The sequence below is a fragment of the Aureispira sp. CCB-QB1 genome (genome assembly GCF_000724545.1).
Lineage (GTDB): Bacteria > Bacteroidota > Bacteroidia > Chitinophagales > Saprospiraceae > Aureispira.
The window spans coordinates 24,896-45,728 of record NZ_JHBV01000031.1 but is presented as its reverse complement, the minus strand read 5'-3'; the positions used below and the strand labels follow the sequence as shown (position 1 = coordinate 45,728).

At 36.0% G+C, this 20,833-nt stretch carries 19 protein-coding genes; 7 read left to right on the top strand and 12 right to left on the bottom strand.

Going from position 1 to position 20,833, the window contains the following annotated elements:
- Nucleotides 1-355 precede the first annotated feature (355 nt).
- The 4 genes from CG11_RS16160 to CG11_RS16145 all read right to left on the bottom strand — a co-directional run bounded on the left by CG11_RS16160 (nucleotide 356) and on the right by CG11_RS16145 (nucleotide 4,046).
- A complete protein-coding gene (locus CG11_RS16160) occupies nucleotides 356-1,351 on the bottom strand; it encodes a hypothetical protein (protein WP_052597828.1) in 996 nt (331 codons plus the stop codon).
- A 13-nt stretch (nucleotides 1,352-1,364) separates the two neighbouring features.
- Entirely contained in the window at nucleotides 1,365-1,589 is a 225-nt protein-coding gene (locus CG11_RS16155) for a hypothetical protein (RefSeq protein ID WP_052597827.1), read from the bottom strand.
- A gap of 103 nt (nucleotides 1,590-1,692) precedes the next feature.
- The gene (locus CG11_RS16150; RefSeq protein WP_052597826.1) at nucleotides 1,693-2,691 is read right to left on the bottom strand and encodes a hypothetical protein; all 999 of its coding nucleotides are present in this window, start codon (nucleotides 2,689-2,691) and stop codon (nucleotides 1,693-1,695) included.
- A 356-nt stretch (nucleotides 2,692-3,047) separates the two neighbouring features.
- Nucleotides 3,048-4,046 (bottom strand): SIMPL domain-containing protein, encoded by a 999-nt coding sequence (locus CG11_RS16145; RefSeq protein WP_052597825.1) that lies wholly within the window; start codon nucleotides 4,044-4,046, stop codon nucleotides 3,048-3,050.
- A 356-nt stretch (nucleotides 4,047-4,402) separates the two neighbouring features.
- Between CG11_RS16145 and pheS the strand changes: the two genes are divergently transcribed.
- The 6 genes from pheS to CG11_RS16115 all read left to right on the top strand — a co-directional run bounded on the left by pheS (nucleotide 4,403) and on the right by CG11_RS16115 (nucleotide 9,821).
- A complete protein-coding gene (pheS, locus tag CG11_RS16140; RefSeq protein WP_052597824.1) occupies nucleotides 4,403-5,440 on the top strand; it encodes a phenylalanine--tRNA ligase subunit alpha in 1,038 nt (345 codons plus the stop codon).
- Between the two features lie 44 nt (nucleotides 5,441-5,484).
- The gene (locus CG11_RS16135) at nucleotides 5,485-5,913 is read left to right on the top strand and encodes a DUF4878 domain-containing protein (RefSeq protein ID WP_156039800.1); all 429 of its coding nucleotides are present in this window, start codon (nucleotides 5,485-5,487) and stop codon (nucleotides 5,911-5,913) included.
- 62 nt (nucleotides 5,914-5,975) lie between these two features.
- Entirely contained in the window at nucleotides 5,976-6,398 is a 423-nt protein-coding gene (locus CG11_RS16130; protein WP_052597822.1) for a hypothetical protein, read from the top strand.
- A 127-nt stretch (nucleotides 6,399-6,525) separates the two neighbouring features.
- A complete protein-coding gene (locus CG11_RS16125; RefSeq protein ID WP_052597821.1) occupies nucleotides 6,526-7,125 on the top strand; it encodes a YiiX/YebB-like N1pC/P60 family cysteine hydrolase in 600 nt (199 codons plus the stop codon).
- Between the two features lie 106 nt (nucleotides 7,126-7,231).
- The gene (locus tag CG11_RS16120) at nucleotides 7,232-7,993 is read left to right on the top strand and encodes an MBL fold metallo-hydrolase (RefSeq protein WP_052597820.1); all 762 of its coding nucleotides are present in this window, start codon (nucleotides 7,232-7,234) and stop codon (nucleotides 7,991-7,993) included.
- Between the two features lie 169 nt (nucleotides 7,994-8,162).
- On the top strand, nucleotides 8,163-9,821 hold the full coding sequence (locus CG11_RS16115) for a hypothetical protein (RefSeq protein ID WP_197043867.1): 1,659 nt from the start codon (nucleotides 8,163-8,165) through the stop codon (nucleotides 9,819-9,821).
- 253 nt (nucleotides 9,822-10,074) lie between these two features.
- On the opposite strand, the gene infB is transcribed toward CG11_RS16115, so the two are convergent.
- The 3 genes from infB to rimP all read right to left on the bottom strand — a co-directional run bounded on the left by infB (nucleotide 10,075) and on the right by rimP (nucleotide 15,226).
- A complete protein-coding gene (infB, locus tag CG11_RS16110; protein ID WP_052597819.1) occupies nucleotides 10,075-13,098 on the bottom strand; it encodes a translation initiation factor IF-2 in 3,024 nt (1,007 codons plus the stop codon).
- A 267-nt stretch (nucleotides 13,099-13,365) separates the two neighbouring features.
- Nucleotides 13,366-14,637, bottom strand: coding sequence for a transcription termination factor NusA (gene nusA / locus CG11_RS16105; protein ID WP_052597818.1), 1,272 nt, complete (start codon nucleotides 14,635-14,637; stop codon nucleotides 13,366-13,368).
- Nucleotides 14,638-14,734: 97 nt separating this feature from the next.
- Nucleotides 14,735-15,226 (bottom strand): ribosome assembly cofactor RimP, encoded by a 492-nt coding sequence (rimP, locus tag CG11_RS16100; protein ID WP_052597817.1) that lies wholly within the window; start codon nucleotides 15,224-15,226, stop codon nucleotides 14,735-14,737.
- Between the two features lie 265 nt (nucleotides 15,227-15,491).
- Here rimP and CG11_RS16095 point away from each other — a divergent pair, with 265 nt between their 5' ends.
- Nucleotides 15,492-15,962: a regulatory protein RecX gene (locus CG11_RS16095; protein ID WP_052597816.1), complete on the top strand. Its 471-nt coding sequence runs from the start codon at nucleotides 15,492-15,494 to the stop codon at nucleotides 15,960-15,962.
- A gap of 26 nt (nucleotides 15,963-15,988) precedes the next feature.
- On the opposite strand, the gene CG11_RS16090 is transcribed toward CG11_RS16095, so the two are convergent.
- The 5 genes from CG11_RS16090 to CG11_RS16070 form a co-directional block, all read right to left on the bottom strand.
- A complete protein-coding gene (locus CG11_RS16090) occupies nucleotides 15,989-18,076 on the bottom strand; it encodes a penicillin acylase family protein (protein ID WP_052597815.1) in 2,088 nt (695 codons plus the stop codon).
- Between the two features lie 169 nt (nucleotides 18,077-18,245).
- Complete coding sequence (locus tag CG11_RS16085; protein WP_052597814.1) at nucleotides 18,246-18,575, bottom strand: MGMT family protein; 330 nt, start codon at nucleotides 18,573-18,575, stop codon at nucleotides 18,246-18,248.
- 1 nt (nucleotide 18,576) lies between these two features.
- Entirely contained in the window at nucleotides 18,577-19,032 is a 456-nt protein-coding gene (locus CG11_RS16080) for a hypothetical protein (RefSeq protein ID WP_052597813.1), read from the bottom strand.
- A gap of 37 nt (nucleotides 19,033-19,069) precedes the next feature.
- A complete protein-coding gene (locus CG11_RS16075; RefSeq protein WP_052597812.1) occupies nucleotides 19,070-20,335 on the bottom strand; it encodes a DUF2975 domain-containing protein in 1,266 nt (421 codons plus the stop codon).
- 26 nt (nucleotides 20,336-20,361) lie between these two features.
- The gene (locus CG11_RS16070; protein ID WP_052597811.1) at nucleotides 20,362-20,820 is read right to left on the bottom strand and encodes a hypothetical protein; all 459 of its coding nucleotides are present in this window, start codon (nucleotides 20,818-20,820) and stop codon (nucleotides 20,362-20,364) included.
- Nucleotides 20,821-20,833 lie beyond the last annotated feature (13 nt).

Sequence of the window (20,833 nt, the reverse complement as noted above, 5' to 3'; positions counted from 1 at the left end):
ACTAAAAATTATATCTTATTTTTTTTCGTAACAACCATACAGTTAACAACTTATGGGATAATACATCATCGATAAAAATATAAAACTGCCTCACAAATATAAAGTACTAACTTATAGAATTTGATTTACACAACAAATTATACCCTTTTGATTATAAGGCAATCATCAGTGGACTATTAATTTTTGCTAGCAAAAATAGTATTTTATAAAAAAAAACGAAAGTGCTGGCTTAATTTATACCAACACTTCCGCTTATTTTTATTCACTGAGCTTTTAGAACGTTAGGTTTAACCATAAAGTTCACAGTGACGTATTTTTTTTCTATTTTTTAGCTCAAAAACTTTCAAGCCATTGCTCAATCGTTATGAATAGATAGAGTTACCATAGTTTGATTGACCAATACATAGGCAATTTCTCCAAATGTGAAAGGTCCTCGAAAATCTCCTGTAAATTTATTTTCCATTTGTATGTTAACATAATTCAAAATACAGTTGCACGAACAAAGCAAGGCACTTGTATCTTTAGGCAAAGCCTCTGAAAATGCTTGATAAAGATCTTCGATTGGTTTTGCAACATAGTATGTTCTGCCTTGTAATAGGGGGGCAAAAAACGACATTTCGCGCTCGTTCTCTTTAACAGCTTGCACGCTAACGTTAATAGATGCTCCCGAATAGTTTGCAACCAAAGGCAACGATACATCAATATCATGCTCTATATAATAATCTGCTAAATTCGCTGGCTCATCATTGATTCGGCAATCCAAACAAGAAAAACTATTCGCATCCACTTCAATCTTGTCTCCCACTCCCTGTTCATAAATATTAACAATATCCAACTCTGCATAACTCCCCTTCTTCAATGAACAGTGCATGACACAAGCCTTATTTTCAGATACTTCTCCTGTTTTCCCATCAAACACCTTAGGCGTTTTAACGCCAATATCATCCAAATGCACACCTGTTATCCAGCCCATAACTGGCACATCAAAAAGACTTGCTACTTCACCTGTTTCTAAAGCATAGGTTTGATGTATGGTAGAAAACCCAGGTAACAATACATACGAGAAGCCATTGGCATAACGATCCTCAAGCATCGTACTACTTATTTGGGTATTATCATAGGACTCAATCTTTGCCTGTAGAATTACATCGGTGAAATCTGTTACAAATACCTCTTCATGATTAACACTACCTCCATTTTTGTCCATAAAATAAGGAATCGTGCCGCCTATCCAATTGCCTAAGTCTAATTGACGAAGAAGCGTTTCATCACCAGCAATTACAAGGCTTCTTCCTAAATGTATTAAAGTATTGACCTCCTGTATAGACATTAGTTTATTCTCAATGTTCATTTTCTATTGGGTTTTAATTTTTTTTGAAAATAAGCGCTAAATCTTTTGCACACAACTTTTCATTCGCCACACAATAGTTGTATAGCTCTGATATGGCTTCTGCCAAGGTGGTTTTTTCTATTTTTATATTGGCTTTTAAAGAAGAAAGTTTGAGCTTTAGAGATAAACTTTTTAGAGGCGGAGCGTCATCATTCAATAATAAATCCTTCCATTCTTTTTCATTAAGATTTGGTACCATAGGACAGTTTTTTAATTACAAAAAAGCTTTTTTAGCTATTTTTCTAAGATTTATCTAGCACTATTGTTGATTATTAGTTCGTTAATTCTGCACAATTACTCAACTATTGAAAATTGTTGATTGAAAGTGTCACCATTGTTTGATTCACCAAGACATAGGCTATTTCTCCAAACGTAAATGGTCCTACAATTCCCCCCGAGTGCTTTCCTTCCATTCCGATATTCAGATAGCTGGAAATACAATTGCAGGAACAACTAATATTCGAACTATCATCAGGAAGCCGTTTGCAAAACAACGCATATCTATCTTCGACAAGGTTGGCAATTTTATATTCATAGGCTATATTTAAAGGTCCAAAAAAAGACATTGTTTTGTTTTCTGCATCTACATCTTGTATATCTACATTTATTGGAACACCTGCATAATTAGCGACTAGAGGTAGTGTTCGATTCACCCCATGTTCCAAGTAATATTCTGCTAGGTTACCAGGTTCTCCATTAATCAAACAATCCGAGCAAGAAAAACTATTCTCTGGAAATGTAAAAACATCACCATTCCCTTGTTCATAAATATTAATAATATCCAACTCTGCATAGACCCCTTCGGGTAATTGACAATGCAATGCACAAATTTTATTTTCTAGCAACTCCCCCGTTTTTCCATTCATCACTTTGGGCGTTTTTAGACCTATTTCTTCTAAATAGACCCCTGTTACCCATCCCATTGTAGGCACGTCAAATAGATTAGATTCGTTGCTAATATTCAGACCATACTCTTCGTGTACTTCTGAAAATGCAGGTACAACAACATAACTAAATCCATCCAAGTAACGATCATTCAACATCGTTTTAAATTCATCTTTGGAATAAGAAGCTACCTTAACATCAATGATCTTATCTGTAAAATCTGTAACAAAAACCGCATTTTCACCAATCAAACCACCTCCTTTATCACTCATACAATAAGGAATTGTTCCGCCAATCCAGTTGCCTTTGTCAAGTTGTTTCAAATATTCTTCCTCGCCACATATTAACAAAACTCGATTCTGATTAATCAATCTATTCGTTGCTTCGATAGATTTTAATGTGTTTTCTATGTTCATTTTTATAGGGATTAAAAGTTATCAAGGAAAAACATTTTTTCAAAAAGCTGTTGAAGTCATGCGCAATTTATAATTCTAACACAATTCGAAAATTATGCTCGCATTACTACAAACAACATTCATTGGATGCTTTTATGACAATCTATTCTCATCATTTTGTGGGGTTAAATGGACTATTGAGCAATAATTACTTAGTTATTAGCACCTATCATTATTCATTCAAACCACATGATAGTAGCGCAGCTAACTACTGCATATAGACATATAAGTACTATTCATTAAGTTAAGAAAAAGCAAAGCACTTTACAATTTTTTTGGCGTTTAATACCAACATTTAGAATTTATCCAATTCTAAACTAATCAATTTTGATGGGCACTAAATCTCCATCAGGAGTTAGCCAGACATGTTGAGGTGTTGGCTGATTAGGGTCTTTCACGGCTATTTGAATTTTCATTGTATACATAAACTGTATTGCTGGTTCTAATACTGTTGGATTGATAACAATATCAAAGTTATCATACGCTACCTTGTCATAGTACATTGTTTTAGGCTTGTACATATCTTGTACCTTTCCCTTCTCAGGAGTTCCTCCCAACGATACATTCGAGTAAGCATTATAACTAGAGTAGCGATCAACAGGAAAACTCACTTGCTTGTTTTCACCAACGATACGATACCCGCTTTCTAAATCTACTCCTAAACGATCGACATACAATTCTATTTCTTGAACTAAGTGCGCAACGGCTTTTTCTCTCATTTCAACATAAACTGCTTCTTGATTATCAACAGCATAATCTATCTTCACTAAATCAAAGATTTCATATTTTGCTGCTACGGACATGATCTTAGGCATCATACTCATGTCGTTGTACTTGATGTGTACATTTTGCTGCATTTCAAAGCCTTTGGGCACTTCATTATGGGTTTTGGAGAAGATTTTTTTTTCTTTTTCATATTCATACAAGGGGACAAAAGAAATCATATCCAAATAAATTGCGTCTTTAGGAATTCCCACACTTTGTAATTCTTGCGCAAAACCATTGTACCGGTCAGTTAGTAGCCAATTGGTTTCATCAACCGTTTTTCCCATTTGTGTTAGGTTAAATATCGCCACATAGGTATCTGCTTTTTGATTGCTCAATATTTGAACTTCTAGGGTAACCAACTTGCCTTGCCCTAACGTAACATTGGGTTCTATATTCTGAGGAACTTCTGAATAATCGTTGTAGGTATTATTATTATAATTCACATTTCCCTTTGCTCTTTTGGCATAATTTCGATTGCCTGTTGCCTGTGCCATTATCAAGCTGCTCATTGTTAACAACAATAGTATGGTATAAAATATCTTCTTCATTGTTCTTGGTTTGTAATTGATAAAGTTGATGTTCTTGATGTTTCTAACCAAAATAATAAAAAGATTTCAGAATATAATACTCCGTTGCGCTACTACGATTCAAAAGAAGTTAGAATCTATTGTGGAAGACTTCCTACTTGTAATTCAGTTAGAATATAAACATATGGGTCGTTTTTTTGACATTAGCTAAAGAAAAAGCTATTTTTGTCAATACTTCGTGGAAAAATTGTATCCGCTTGATTGTTAATCTAATCTATTTTCAAATTTGAGACTGCAAACAATTAACAATCAAACAACAATCCACCAAGTACTCTTTTAGTCGTATTTATTTAATAAAGAAACAACCAACTAGCTTTATGGTCATTGAAGCATTTGATAAAGTAAAAGAAATACAACAAGCAATTGAAGCGGCTGTTATTGATAATAAAGAAGCTTTAGAAGCTTTCCGCATACAATATTTAGGAACAAAAAATACCATCAAACCTTTGTTTGGTGAAATCCGCAACATCCCTAATGAACGCAAAAAAGAATATGGGCAATTTGTCAATGAAGTCAAGCAGGCTGCTGAGGCAAAGTTTAATGCTGCTCAACAAGCGCTAACAGCGCAAGCTGCGAATCAGGTCGAAGCAATAGATTTGACGGCACCAGCAGAAGCCTTAGAATTGGGGTCTAGACACCCTGTTTCTTTGGTTCTAAATCAAATGATTGAAATTTTTGATCGACTTGGTTTTACAGTAGCAGAAGATAGTGAAATTGAAGACGATTGGCACAACTTTACGGCTTTGAATACGCCAGAAGATCATCCTGCTAGGGATATGCAGGACACCTACTATATCTTGAATGACCCTAGCCGATTGTTGCGTACTCATACGTCTTCTGTTCAGTCTCATGTTATGATGAACCAAAAACCACCGATACGTATTATTGCACCTGGTCGTGTTTATAGAAACGAGACGATTTCTTCTCGAGCACACTGCCAATTTCATCAAGTAGAGGGTTTGTATATTGCCGAAAAAGTAAGTTTTGCAGATCTACGTCAGACCATTTACTACTTTGCGAAAGAGATGTTTGGAGCTACTAAGATTCGTATGCGTCCTTCTTTCTTTCCGTTTACAGAACCCAGTGCAGAAGTAGATGTTTGGTGGGGGTGCGAAACAGAAGCCGACAAACGTATTACAAAGGGAACAGGCTGGCTTGAAATTTTGGGATGTGGCATGGTTGACCCTGCGGTCTTAAAAAATTGTGGTATTGATACGGATAAATATTCTGGATTTGCATTTGGAATGGGTGTGGAACGTATCGCCATGTTAAAGTATCAAATTGATGACATTCGACTATTATTTGAAAATGATGTTCGTTTCTTACGTCAGTTTAAGAAAACAGCAATATTCTAATATAAATTGATCGCCAACTGATTGGGTTTTCAACACTATATGGAATGCTTAAGATAAAAGTTGACAAACTACTAAAATATACTATCATGCGTTTATTGACTGCCTTAGTTTTTTTATTGTTTTTAAATATTGCGTGCACGTCTGAGCCTCAAACGGATCAAAGTACTCCTGAAGCAGCAGCTAAAGGTTTCTTTGAGGCTTTGAAAGCAGAAGATTTTGAAAAAGCTAAATTATACGGAACGAAATCAACTCAAGAATCGTTAAGAGATTTTGCTACGAATCTAAAGATGATTAATGCTGAAGAAAAAGAGGAATTGATTGCTCCTTACAAAATGGAAGTTTCCAAAGTTACTTGTGCTGAGAAAAGTGGCACTACGATTTGCCAACTATGTTGCAATCCAGAATTTGATGTTGAATTAACAATGATTCAACAAGACGAAAAGTGGTTTGCTCAAATGGATTTTCCTTATTAGGAATTCTTCTTATAAGAATCCCATTATTAAATAAATCAATGGACTACTAAAACAATTGACCAATGAAACATATTCTTTTCGCTACTCTTTTCTGTTCCCTATTTGTTTTTTTGGGGTGTGAATCTTCTGGCTCAACAAATTCTAAGGGCTCTCCTGATGAAACAATGGAAAGCTTTATCCAAAAAATAAAGGCAAATGATTTTGAAGGCGCAAAAGAATTTACATCCAACCGCACAGATCCTGTGATGGACTTTATGGCTACTCGTATTGATATGCTCCAGCAAATGGGCAAAGAAGATCAAATCAACTCTCTTTTTGGCGGGCTAGATGTAAGTCAGAACATTACAATCAAATGCACTACTTCCGATCAAAAAGCTAGTTGTGACTGTTGTGAAGAAATTACAGGCAATTGCAAAAGTATTACCGTAATTCAAGAGGGAGGAAAATGGTTGGTTGATCAACCCAAAGAATCTAATGCGGAATAAAAAAAATATACCCACAATATTAAAAGGACTACTGCTAACAGTAGTCCTTTTTTGCTTTTCTGCATGCAAATCTTCGTCCACTGATACAACTGTTAATTCATTTGCTACCATAACATGGGACACAACCATGCCCAATCTAACACAATACTTATTATTTGGCAATGGTAAAGCACAAAATACGAATTCTGATTCTTTAAGTTCTAGAGAACTCCGTCTACTTCAAGATGGGGATATCTTATTGCGAAAAGGCTTTGGTAGTATTAGTGACTTCATTGCTGATTTTCTTCAAGAAAAATACCCCGTTACCCACTGCGCTTTTATTATTAATACATCTAAACCGCCCATACAAGTCCTCCATACCGCTTCTAACGAGCAGGTGAATCATGTCCATATCGAACCTTTAGAGCAATACATCAAACAAAGTGCCGCAGGAAGTCTGGTGTTGGTTCGTCTAAAATGCCTACCTGAACAAAAACGGGAAATTTTACAAATAGCACACCAACTCTTAAAAGAAAAAGTTCCATTTGACATGGGATTTGATGATCAAGATAACCAGGCGCTGTATTGTATTGAGTTGATGCGTAATATTTTTGTAGAGGTGCTAGGGCATGATTTGCTTCCCAATAGAACACATAAAAACACAATTGACGTGTTAAGTATGGATAATTTTTTTAACCCTACTTATTTTGAGGTTATTTTTAATCATTTTGATTCTGTCAAAGATTGATGCCTTACAAAATAGATAGAATTTTATCTTTACAAGAAGAAATATTTTGTTGTACAACAACAGAAGTTGAAGTATACACAAATCCAACATAAACGAATATTACTACATGAAAGTTACTTTTTTGGGGACAGGAACATCTCAAGGCATTCCTGTCATTGGTTGCGAATGCGATGCCTGTCTTTCTACCGATTTTAGAGACAATCGTTTGCGAGTTTCTATTCAAATTGAAATAAAAGGAAAAACAATTGTAATTGATGTAGGTCCTGACTTTAGGCAGCAGATGCTTCGTGCCAAAACAAAGCAAATAGATGCCATTTTGATTACCCATGAACACAGCGATCATGTTGCTGGCTTAGATGATATTCGCCCCTTTAACTTTATGTATGAAATGGATATGCCTATTTATACTACAAAAAGGGTTGCCAAAGAACTCAAACAGCGGTATGCTTACATTTTTGAAGCAACCTACCCAGGGGTTCCTAAAGTACAACAGCATTTAATAACAAAAGACAGTACATTTACAGCAGCAGGAATAAATATCACCCCAATAGAAATCTTTCATGGCAAACTGCCCATTTTAGGATTCAGAATTGGAACGTTTGCTTATCTAACCGATTTCAAATCTATCCAACCGTCAGAAATTCGTAAATTAGAAGGTATAGAAACATTGGTAATTAGTGCTTTACAACATCAACCTCATCATTCTCATTCTACACTGGAAGAATCTGTACACTTCATTCAACAACTACAAATTCCTAACGCCTATCTAACGCACTTGAGTCATAAAATGGGAACACACGCCAACACAGAACGATTATTGCCACCTCATGTACGAATTGCATACGATGGTCTTGTTATTGAGATTTGATGAAACCAATTTTTAAAAAATTCTGTTTTAAGAGCATTCGATCTTTTTATTATTTATTATCATAGAATAAAATACTTAGCTGCGTTGTTACTACCTAGTTTTAACGAATGATTGAATAAAGATGAAATTAGCAAAGTATTATAAAAATTAAAGACACACATACATAAATATGAGCACGACAACAAGTCAACCCACTTCATTTTTAAACCGATTGGCACAGATTCTCTATGGTTTATTCCTTTTAATTGTTGCCCCAGTTTATCTCTATATGAACCTCCCTGTATTAAACATGTGGTTCTTGAGTTTGCCTGTAGGTATCTTTTTTATTGCTTTAACAGTAATGATTATTGAGTTGCGAGTTATCAATAAGAAAAAGACTTTTTTATTCAAATTATCAACCTTAACCGCCCTTTTGACAATCACTTACATTATGGTCATTAGTTTGGCTACTTGGGAAGGTTTTAGAGCTATGTCTTATCAAGGTTTGATTGGAGAAATAAAATTGAGTGAAAACTTTGCGGAGGAAGTACCTCCTGTAGAACTTGATAAAATTCGCATCATTGACCAAGAGGTAGCCCATCGGTTGGGTGACAAAGTTCTTGGAGAGGAATTACCAGGTCAAGAACGCACCTTGGGTAGCCAAGCTTATGTAGGTGAATTTAGAATTCAAAATGTTAATGGAGAACTTTTTTGGATAGCTCCTCTTTTGCATTCAGGCTTTTTTAAGTGGTTTAATAACCGTGAAGGCACACCTGCTTATATCAAGGTCGCAGCTACCTCCGATCCAGAAGTAGAATTGGTTAGCAATGTAAAAATCAAATACCAACCCGAAGCCTATTTTGGCAGCAATCTACATCGTCATCTTTATTTAAGTGGGTATATGACAACTGGTTTGACAGATTATACCTTCGAAATTGATGATGAAGGTACACCATACTGGGTTGTTACTTTATATAGTCACGAAGTTGGTTTTAGTGGTATGAATGCCTATGGTGTTGCTGTTGTTAATGCAGAAACAGGCGAGATCAAAGAATACACCCCCGAAACAGCTCCCAAGTGGATAGATCGCATTCAACCTATGGAAATGGTAGAGGAACAGTTGGAATACTGGGGAGAATATATTCATGGGTATTGGAACTTCTCTAATTTGGACAAAAAGACAACCACCAAAGGGCTCTCGTTAGTTTATGGTAAAGATGATCAGTCCTATTGGTACACAGGTCTTACTTCTGTCGGGCAAGAAGAAGGAACAATTGGTTTTGTATTGGTTAATACAAGAACCAAAGAAGCTACTCGTTACAAACAAGTCGGGGCAACCGAAGAAGCTGCTCGTCGATCTGCAATGGGGAAAGTTCAAGAAAAAAAATACATTGGTTCTTTTCCAATTTTATACAATATCAATAATGTTCCTACTTATGTCCTGTCCTTAAAAGACCAAGCAGGTTTGATTAAAATGGTCGCCATGGTTTCTGTTCGAGATCATTCTATTGTTGGTGTTGGTGAAACATTAGAAGAAGCCCTTCGCTCTTATCGAGGAGGAAAAGTTGTCGATAAAAAAGAAGGAATCTATACGATCTACGGTCATGTTCAGCGCATTCAATCTAGTTTAATTGATGGCAAAACTTATTATCACTTTACCTTGGATAATGTTCCTAATAAAATCTTTTTGGGAGAATCTATTGTTTCAACCGAGTTCCCATTAACGGCTATCTCCGATTCTGTTATGGTTGCTTACGATGATGCAAGACAAGCAACGGTTCCTGTTGCTAAGTTTGATAATTTAGAACTCAATACAACGGTTAGCACTAGTCCAGAATTAGGAAAATAAAATATATCCTCATTTAAGTTTAGAGATACTACGAATGTTGTTTTTCATTCGTAGTATTTTTTTTATTTCTTACTAAGAATTCTTCAACTTCTTCCTTGTCTCTAATAACATTTAAGGTAAATAAAAAAGTGCTGCACTGAAAATAGATCAGCACAGCACCACCATTATATTATGTAGAAGTAAATCTTGTTTATTTTTCTTACGTCACTCTATTAAAAATCATATTAAACTGACAATAAACTAATTACCATTCTTAAAGAGTTTGTTTTACTTCTTTGATTTCATAAACCTCAAGAACATCACCTTCTTTCAAATCGTTATAGTTCTTCATGGTCAAACCACATTCAAAACCATTTTTAACTTCTGTTACGCTATCTTTGAAGCGACGTAAGCTAGACAACTCGCCGTGAACGCCCTCTTTTTTGGGATATTCCACGATGCCACCACGGATAACTCGAACATAGCTGTTTCTGGTAATTTTTCCTTCTTGAACAAAACAACCTGCAACAGCACCCACTTTTGAAATTTTGAATACTTGCTGCACCTCTACCATACCAATTACTTCTTCTACTTGTTTTGGTTCCAACATTCCTTCCAAAGCTGACTTAATTTCATCAATGGCATCGTAAATGATAGAGTAAGTATTAATCTCTACCCCTTCATTCTCTGCCAAGCGTTTTGCCATTGGGTTAGGACGTACTTGGAAACCTACAATAATTGCGTTCGAAGCAGCAGCCAAGTTAACATCCGATTCTGTAATTGGACCAACTGCTTTGTAAATGATATTGGTTTGAACTTGGTCGGTTGACAATTTTAACAATGAATCTGCCAAAGCCTCTACAGAACCATCAAAGTCACCTTTAACGATAAGGTTAAGCTCTTGGAAGTTACCAATCTTGATACGATTTGTAATATCATCCAATGTAACACGACGTGTAGCACGAATTTGTTGTTGACGAACTAGATTAGCACGTTTTCCAGCCAAATCCTTCGCTTCTTTTTCAGAAGCCATCACATTCATAGTTTCCCCTGCTTGAGGAGCACCTTGCAAACCTAGAACTAATACAGGAGTAGCGGGACCTGCTTTTTTCACACGTTTACCACGTTCATTGAACATTGCTTTAACTCTACCATAATGAGGACCAGCCACCATTGCATCTCCAACAGCTAAGGTTCCGTTGCGAACTAGTATCTTAGCGACATAACCACGTCCTTTTTCAAGTGAAGCTTCCAAAACAGTACCAACAGCACGTTTTTCTGGATTCGCTTTCAATTCTAGCATTTCAGACTCTAATAAGATTTTTTCTAGCAACAAATCAATGTTCAAACCTTTTTTAGCCGAAATATCTTGACTTTGGTACTTACCACCCCATTCTTCAATCAACAAGTCCATTGAAGCCAATTCTTGTTTGATTTTATCAGGATTTGCACCTTCTTTATCTATCTTGTTAATGGCAAAAATAATTGGTACTTCAGCAGCTTGTGCGTGACTAATAGCCTCTTTAGTCTGTGGCATAATACTATCATCTGCAGAGATAATAATAACCGCTACATCCGTTACTTTAGCACCACGAGCACGCATTGCCGTAAAGGCTTCGTGACCAGGAGTATCCAAGAACGTAATTGTTCCTTGGTTTCCTACCTTTACTTCATAAGCACCAATATGTTGTGTAATACCACCAGCTTCACCGCCAGCAACATTCGCTTTACGAATACTATCCAACAAAGAAGTCTTACCGTGGTCAACGTGTCCCATTACCGTTACGATTGGAGAACGAGGCGTGTTATCATCTAACTCATCATCCTCAATTTGGTAATCTTTCTCCATTTGGTCTTCAGCAGACACGAACTCAATTTCATAACCAAACTCAATACCCATCAACTCAATCAACTCCCTATCCATACGTTGGTTGATAGAAACCATACGTTTTTCGTTCATACAAGCCATGATAATCTCTGTAGGACTAACTTTCATCAAGTTTGCCAATTCTGATACAGAGATAAATTCTGTTACTTGAATCTTAGGAGCTTCCTCTGTGCTATTTTCAATTTCACGCAAACGCTCAGCACGTTGTTCGTCTCTTTCTTTACGAGAAGCACCAAACTTCTTCTTCTTACCACCACGACCACTCAAAAGATTCATTGTTGCTTTTAGCTTATCATCAATCTCTTTGTTGTCAATTTCCTTGCGTCTACCTTTTTTCTTATTTCTACGATTACTTGGTGTTGCGTCTGGTTTTTTGAACGTTTTTTTCTTGTCCTCAGCATTATCTTTATTGTTGGACGAGTTGTTGTTAGAACCTGATCCTTGAGAATTCTTAGAATCATCTGATTTATTAACACGAGTACGTTTTCTACGTTTTTTCTGTCCTTGACCACTCTCAGAAGAAGCCACCAAATTCTTCTTTTTGGGATCATTACTATCCTCTCCTCCCTTTTTATTGTCTTTTCCTTTTTTCTTACGTTTAGATTTAGGAGAAGCAATATTGATTTTTCCTAAGATTTTCAAACCTTTCAACTGAGGAGCATCTACTTTGATGTCCAACTCAGTATTAGAAGATGAGCTATTAGAGGTTGTTTCTTCTGTTTTCTCTTTCTTAGTTGTTTGCTCTTCTTCTTTAGCCACCACAGGATTCTTTTTCTCTTCAACAACAGGTTGTTTAATTTCTTCAACCACTTTTTCTTCTTTAGGAGTATCTTTAGTTCGTTCGTCCTTGGATGTATTGACGACTGTTTTTTCTTTCTGTTCTTTCTTAGGTTCATTCTGAACCTTTTTATCCTCTACTTTATGCTCTGTTTTTTTCTTCTTACCTCTCTTACCTTGATTATCCAAGTTAATTTTCCCTAAAATTTTAGGTCCTGTAAGCTGAGGTGTTTTACTTTCTGTAACTTCTTCTTTTTTCTGCTCCTCTACTTGTTCTTTTAAAGGTTCTTTTTTCTCTTCGACCACAGGAGTATTGTCTACAACAGGCGTTTCTGTTTTAGGCTCAACAGGTGTTACAGGTTCTGTTGTTTCCTCCTCTTTAGTTTTCCAATTTTTTGCTTTTTCTTTTGGTTGCTCCTCTTTTGTTTTGCGAGTACCAATTGTAATTTGATTGGCTTTCTCCTTGATTGCGATAGAGTTCTGAAAGTTTTTGGCAAGTGCATCATACATCTCGTCCGAAATCTTTGCAGTGGGTTTGTTGCTCACAGAAAAGCCATTGTCATTTAAAAATTCGACAATAGTTTTTGTTCCAACATTAAGTTCTTTAGCTACTTTGACTAAACGTTTTGACATCCTATAATTTTACGTTACTTTAAAATAAATAGCTCGTATAATCTTATTTTTAAGAATTGTTTGGTGACAAAAAACGAACTATAAATACTCCTATATATTAATTTAAAAAAATTCATTAGGATTCAATACTCCTTTAGTAGAAGAGACCCATGCAAGGGACGAGAACAATAGCTTTTAATTAGGCTGTATTTTTCCGCAATAGCCTATAGGTTAAAAACTGTTTCATTAGATTACATCATAATTTCTTACAAGTTTTTAGTACCAAAATTATTCCTCTTCTTCATTATTACCAGAAGCATCTTCTTCCAATTCCGCATTTAGAATAGCTACTACCTCAGCGATAGTTTCAGCTTCTAAATCCGTGCGACGAATCAATTCTTCAACATTCAGTTCCAATACACTACGTGCGGTGTCACATCCAATTGTTTTTAACTCGTCAATAATCCATTCTTCGATTTCGTCTTTGAATTCATCCAATTCAACATCATAATCAGATTCTTCAAATCCTTCTCGATAAACGTCTATTGTATAGCTAGTTAATTTACTAGCCAATTTAATATTTATACCTTTTTTTCCAATTGCTTTAGAGATCTCTTCTGGTTTTAAAAACACAGAAGCTCTCTTTCTTTCCCCGTCAATTTCGATAGAAGAAATTTTAGCTGGTGTAAGAGAACGTTGAATCAACAGTGACTCATTGGTTGTAAAGTTGATAATATCAATATTCTCATTACGCAATTCACGTACAATACCGTGAATACGAGAACCTTTCATACCAACACAAGCCCCAACAGGATCAATTCGCTCGTCATAAGACTCTACAGCTACTTTTGCACGCTCTCCAGGAACACGAACAATTTTCTTAACTGTAATCAATCCATCCTCAATCTCAGGTACCTCTTGTTCCAACAATTTCTCCAAAAATGTATTATCTGTTCTAGACAAGATAATAACAGGATTGCTATTGCGCATATCAACTTTGCGAATGATAGCTTTTAGGGTATCTCCCTTACGGAAGAAATCACCACGCACCATTTCACTCTTTGGCAACAACAGTTCCACCCCAGATTCATCATCTAAAACAACTAATTCTCTTTTCAATATTTGATGTACTTCTCCACGAATAACCTCTCCAACACGATCCACATACATCTGGAATACTTTATCTTTCTCTAGTTCTAATATTCTAGAAATCAAAGTTTGGCGAGCAGCCATAATCGCTCTTCGACCAAAATCAATGATATGAACACGCTGATAACATTCCTCTCCTACTTCATAATCTGCCTCAATTTCTAATGCTTCCGTAATAGTAATCTGAAAGCGATCATCCTCTACTTCCCCATCTGGCACAATTTCTCGTTTTCTCCAAATCTCCAAATCGCCCTCATTAGCATTCACGATGATATCAAAATTTTCATCAGTGCTGTATTTCTTGCGAATTAAAGTACGAAAAACATCCTCTAGTACTCTGATCATCGTAGGAAGATCAATGCTCTTTATATGCTTAAACTCTTGGAATGAGTCTATTAAATTGATGCTCATGCTTTCATAATATTTTATGTTTATCTAAATTCATAGTTTACAATTCTACCTTTCGCAAAATTGTACGAACAACAAAAGTAGTTGCTCTATAAACTAACTATTTAAAAGATACTGTAATTATCGTTTTTTTAATGTTGTCGAAAGAAATCTCTTTGCGAATCGTCATCAACTCTTTCTTTTTTCGACCTTCAATTTTTACCTTTTCTTCGTATTCAACTACAACACTATCTTCGTTCACTTCTGCCAAAACACCTTTGACATGCTTGTGATCGTCCTTAACTTCAATACTTACATTGCGTCCAATATTTTTAACGTACTGACGTTTGAGTTTTAGGGGAGCTCCAACACCTGCCGATGAAACATCGAGCGTGTATTTTTCGCCCAACCAGCCACCTTCTTCAATGTGTTCCTCTAAGTAACGACTTATCTTAACACAATGTTCGTAGGTTACAAAATTGTCGCTATCCAAAAAGACTTGGATAACATCATTGTTTAGCTGTTTTAACTCAATTAGAAATAAGTGGCTAAATTCCTCTTCTTGGAATTTTTGCTCAAGAAGTGCTGTTAATTTCTCTGTTAGTGAAATCATGCTTATATTTCTTCTTCTGGGTAAAATTTACCCCTATTCTATGTATTAAAAAGAGGGAACAGTCTCTGTTCCCTCTTTTTACTCACACTTAATTGTAGCGCAAATATACAAATATATATAGATATTCAAAAAAGTTCGGGTGAGATATTGCTCATATTGTTAATTTTTAATGCTTTTATGTTTTCTTTAACGAGACTATTCCCCTAAAAAGTTTCATTTTTGAGCATTAATTTTCTTTTATTCAAAAAAAATAATACCGCCACTTATGAAAAAATACATTTCTTACGATCAAGCTCGTTCCAAATTGCAAGCTTTTTGTGCCTACCAAGAACGCTGTCACAAAGAAGTTCGTTCGAAATTACTTGATTTAGGTATTTATGGAGATGATGTAGATGCAATCATTGCTGACCTAATAGAGGACAATTTTCTCAATGAATTGCGTTATGCCATTGCCTTTGCTGGTGGCAAATTTAGAATAAAAAAGTGGGGAAAACATAGAATTATCAGAGAACTAAAACTAAATCAAGTTTCTGCCTATTCCATCAAAAAAGCCATTCAAAATGAATTACCAGACGAGGATTATTTGGAGACCCTCGAACAGGTTATTCAGAAAAGAAACCGATTGTTAAAAGAACCCAACTTATACAAACGCAAGCAGAAAATCGCTAAATATGTAATAGACAAAGGCTTTGAATCTCCCTTGGTTTGGGAGACAATCCACCGCTTGTATTCTTAAAGAACGCTTCAAAGCCAAATAAGACATCAAGGCACAGGATGATAGGTCTTTACTGCTTTTTCGAGCACCTCTTTTTTATTCAAACTCATCGTCTTTAGTTCTCGTTCATTAAACATTTCCAACTCATCTTCGTACTGCTCACTAGCCTTCGTAACTTCAAAAGGTAAAAGGGTTTGAATTTGAACAGGTCCTTTTTTATCAAATTCTACAAAATGAATATAAGTATCGGCATATTCAGCCACTTGCTTGCCATCCTCTTCGCGAACCGTATAAATGGGCGATAAGACATCTGGAAATCCGCTCGCAGGATACAATTTGCCGTTGCGTCTATGGAAAAGTATATCTTTCAGAGGTACTTTTAAACGACCGTGTTGTTGCAACAAATCTTTAGAAGCATTTTCTATCGCTTCAATATATAATTGTGCAGGAATTGTATCCGGTATCCCTGTTGTAAAAGGAACATCGGTATATCCCATCTTATCAAAAACGTATTGGATGGTCAATAGAAACAATGGGGCTGTTGTATTCTCAGCACTAGCATCACCATCCCAATTTTGAAGCAAATTTATCGCTTCTTCAAAAGGAGGATATTCTTCTGAATTGATGGCAAACAAGCCTGATAAGCTTTCCCAAAATTTAGAATTCGGCGTCATTTTAGTATCAAACTTCAAGGCTTTAAACTCTTCAAACGTGTATGTTTTATCTTGGTTCATCATCTCCATAAAACGAGTGGAGCGATTGTTATCACCAGAACGCATATCGGCATATTTCAGAACTTCCTTACTACAATTATCCCCAATCACACAAGTCGCATTCGTTGGTGTGTTATTCGCATTAAAAACATAGCCACAATTAGGATTTTCTACCCTAGGAAGTTCTTTTTGGGTGTAATACTCTGTCCATAACTTCTCTTTTGAATCTCCTTTTAGTATCTGTGTAAAGTCATAATCAGGGTTTCTTTTCGGCAACATACCGTTGCATAAATACAAAATATTTCCATCCTTGTCACCATATACAAGATTGAACATAGAATGGGCATTCATACTTAGTGCCGCTTGGAATTCATCGTAATTTGTTGCTTTGTTCATTCTGTAGTACTGCTCTCCTGCTTTCAAATTAAAAAAGGCTGGACAACGTACGGCATAATACTTTTTTTGAGGAGATTTGTAGGTAGGTCCAAATTTCGACCAATAGGTCATCTTTCGTACAGGAATAACTATTTTTCCTATCCTAACTTTTAGCCAAACAGGTCTTTTTTCTAACTTTATATATTCCTCATCGTATTTGTAATATAGCTTTTTTCGAGGGTGCATTTCCAATTCAAAAACATCAACTTGATCAATGTGGTTAAAAGTTTTCCCCCATCCCAAATGCTCATTGTTTCCCATAAAAACACAAGTGCCTCCTTGGAACAAGGCTCCTGTTATATTCAAACCTTCTTCACTGTGCAAATGGGCATCATAAAAAGAAAAAGCACCTTCTATTTTAAAATGAGGATTGATACACAAAAAAGTATTACCATTCGTTGTTTTGTGAGGTGCAAAAGCATAAGCATTTGATCCCGCAGGTTTGGATGCTGGTTCTTTATCATAATCCCCCTCCATAATATGGGTTACTTTGTCAACTGCTCCAGACAATGCCGAAAACCCCACCAAATAAGCTTTTAAAATATCTTTGGGTTCAATGGGAAAAGCTTTCTTGAGCAATATTTTGTCGGGATTTGCTTTGGCATAAGCATTTACTCCTTGACAATAACCATCTAAATAAGTCATGTACTCTTTTGAAATCTTACCAATATTCTCTTGATAAGTCATTTCGGTTCCAATCGAGTGTACAAAAAAATCAAATGGTGCGCCTTTTATGCCATCTTTTTTGCCCATCATCTGCTTACCTATAATCAACAATTCTTGCATCGTTTCAAATGCATCTTCAGCGTTTGCCCATGCTAAACCATAGGCTACAGCAGCATCTGTTTTGGCAAAGATATGAGGCGTTCCCCATTTATCTCTAGCAATGGTAATATCGTTGGGGTCAATAACGTCGTTTTGAGCGTATAAAAAAGGGGCATAAGAAGACAGTAAAATTGCTAAAATGAGGGTGGTATAGTATTGCATTTTTTAATAATGAGAAGACATAAAATAGACCTTTTGGTTACAGCAGCGAAAAGATCAAAACAATGAAATTTACTGTTTTTTTCCATCTTTCAATAATCGTTCAGTAAAAACTGCATAAATGCGCTTTCTTTTTTAGCGGCACTTACTCCAACAAAACATCGTCTATTACTCAACAATCCATATCTTTTAGAGGGTCCCAAAAGAGCGTTTTAAAATCAACCACCTTATTATCTTTCACAACAATACCTTCTGCTTGGAGTAATTCTGCCATCAAATTTCCTCCAAAAGCAGTACGACCAGTCAAAACACCGTTTCGATTCAAGACTCGATGCGCTGGTACATCCTCTGGACATCCATGCATTGCCCACCCCACCATTCGAACACGGCGTTTTTGCTCCAAGGCTGTTGCAATAGCACCATAACTCGTTACTCTACCTTTAGGAATTAGTCGAGTAATGGCATAAATATCTTTTATAAATTGTTCTTTATCAAATTCCATTCTATTCGTTTGAGCTGGTTGATAAATCATCTAGGATTTCATCCTTATAAATCGGCTTCATAATAGGAGCGTTATCAATAGTACGATAAACAATAACCGTCCATCCCCACCCTAGAGCAATGTATAGTGTCCAAGCCCAGAAACACTCCTCCAAGCTAATCGCTCTAGGGCTTGAAAATAAGATAACGGAGAAAATTCCTAAACAGAGACTTGCTACACTCCAAATGCGTCCCATAAAAGGAAGTCGTTGAGCGGTGCGAATGGCGACCAAAAAGCAATACAGACAGTATATTCCTGCCGCTATGGCAAAATACATAGAAGGTTTTCCATAAGGTCCAGCATCATATCCATTTTCATAGAAAATAGCAACCAATCGCTGTTGTTCTTGCTCCAAATTAAAGCCAATGAGATACAGTATAAAACCTAAAAAAGCTTGTATGCGGTAAAGTGTTTTCATTCGACTTGTTAAGAGTTAAGTAACTATTCAAAAAAACTTAGCCTTCCTCCTCCAAAAAATCACGATCTCGCATCATCATCACATAGGCATTCAGCCACATTCCCAACACAATATAAGGACCATAAACCATTAGGACATCTTCCATACGCATGGTATCTGCATAAACCAAAACAACCATAGAATAAATAAACCCAAGCAACGAAAGTAAGCCTACAGCAACTCCCATCCGGCGCATTGTTGCCCAAGTTCGAATGCCTACATAGGTCGCAAATAAAGAGCATATAAGTCCCAATATAGCATAAAAAGACGTTGCCCAATCATAAGAATCTTGTTGGGGGCGTAAGCCTGCTAAGAATGCTTTTTCTTCTTCGTTTAAATGGACTCCTGCATAGAAAAGCACTACTACCAAGAAAATATTAAACATATAGAACTTTCTTAAAGAATGCTTTTTTTCTGTAATTGAGACTCCCATCTTTAATTTTGAGATCCAATAATCTAATTGGTAAGCTTTTTCTCGGTTGGGAGTGTCTGTTTCGACAACAGTTCGGTAAGCTTGTAGGTAATATTTGGCGGCAATTGTCTTTTCCTCTTTATTTTTATAATAATGCCCTAACAAAGTACAAGCCCATTCTATATTTTCTTTGAAATAACTTGTAGACAGATACTCCAATGCCTCATATTCAATATCACCAAGTTCTCCTGTTTTTAAAGCTTGCTCTACATGTGCTCTAAAGTCCATCAACACACCTTGTTGATGCATCTTGTTCTGGTTGGCATCTTCTCCAAAATAGCTCCAAGACAATTCTTTGCCCGTAAGGTATATATGAGATTCTTTAGGCAAGGTTGTTCGCCCTAAAGTTATTTTCTCCTTTAATAAAATTAATACTGTCGCTCTAAAATCATTCGCTTGCAAACGATCAGACTCCTCTTCTTCTCCAACAAAAGCTTGGCTAGTATTGGTTAAGAACATGAGTTGAGACGAAGCAGGAATTGAAAAACCTACAACCTGCAAATCTTCTTGAAGTGCTACAGAAGCTGGGACATTCTCTGAAGCATACTCAACCGCTTCATTTTTTATCTTGTAATAAAACGTTGTTTGAGAAGGAAATAATACGGTGCTTCCTGTCAACTGCATCTGAACCACACTTTGATCCAAGATTTTTTGAGGGGCAATAATCTTGATAGAACAAACAATGTCTGAAGTATCAGCAACTGGATGCTCGCAAATAATTGTTCCCACAGGAAAAGTAGTAGCATAAAGCACTGTTTCTTCCTTTAGTGTGGTCTCTTTTAATGTTGTCATAATCTATCTTCTAGCAAAAATATGCACTATTTGTCTAAAAAATCGTCTAAAAAATCATCTAAAACATTATCCTGATAAATGGGCGTTATTGGTGCCGCTTTTTCATATTGGGCAATGGCTATAATGGTTAAAATAAGATTTGCTCCCATGTAAAAACACCAATACCAAAAGGCATCATACATATTGACATAACGAGGTACTCCAATCATTATCAAGCCAAAACCTAAAAAACAACTCCCATTGCCTACTAAGAAAGCACCTATCAAGGGCAATCTTGCTCGAGTTTTGTAACCCACAAATATAGTCAAAGCACAAAAAAATACGGCACGTATGGCAAAGTTATGTGCAGGTTCATCATAAGCGATGGGATCAAAGCCTACTACTTCTATGTTTGCAATTACTACTTGAAGTGATCGCACGTGAATTATTCCCATGAAAAACAAAATAATAGCAGATATCAAGTGCCCTGTAAATAATAATTGCATAACCTTAAGTTTT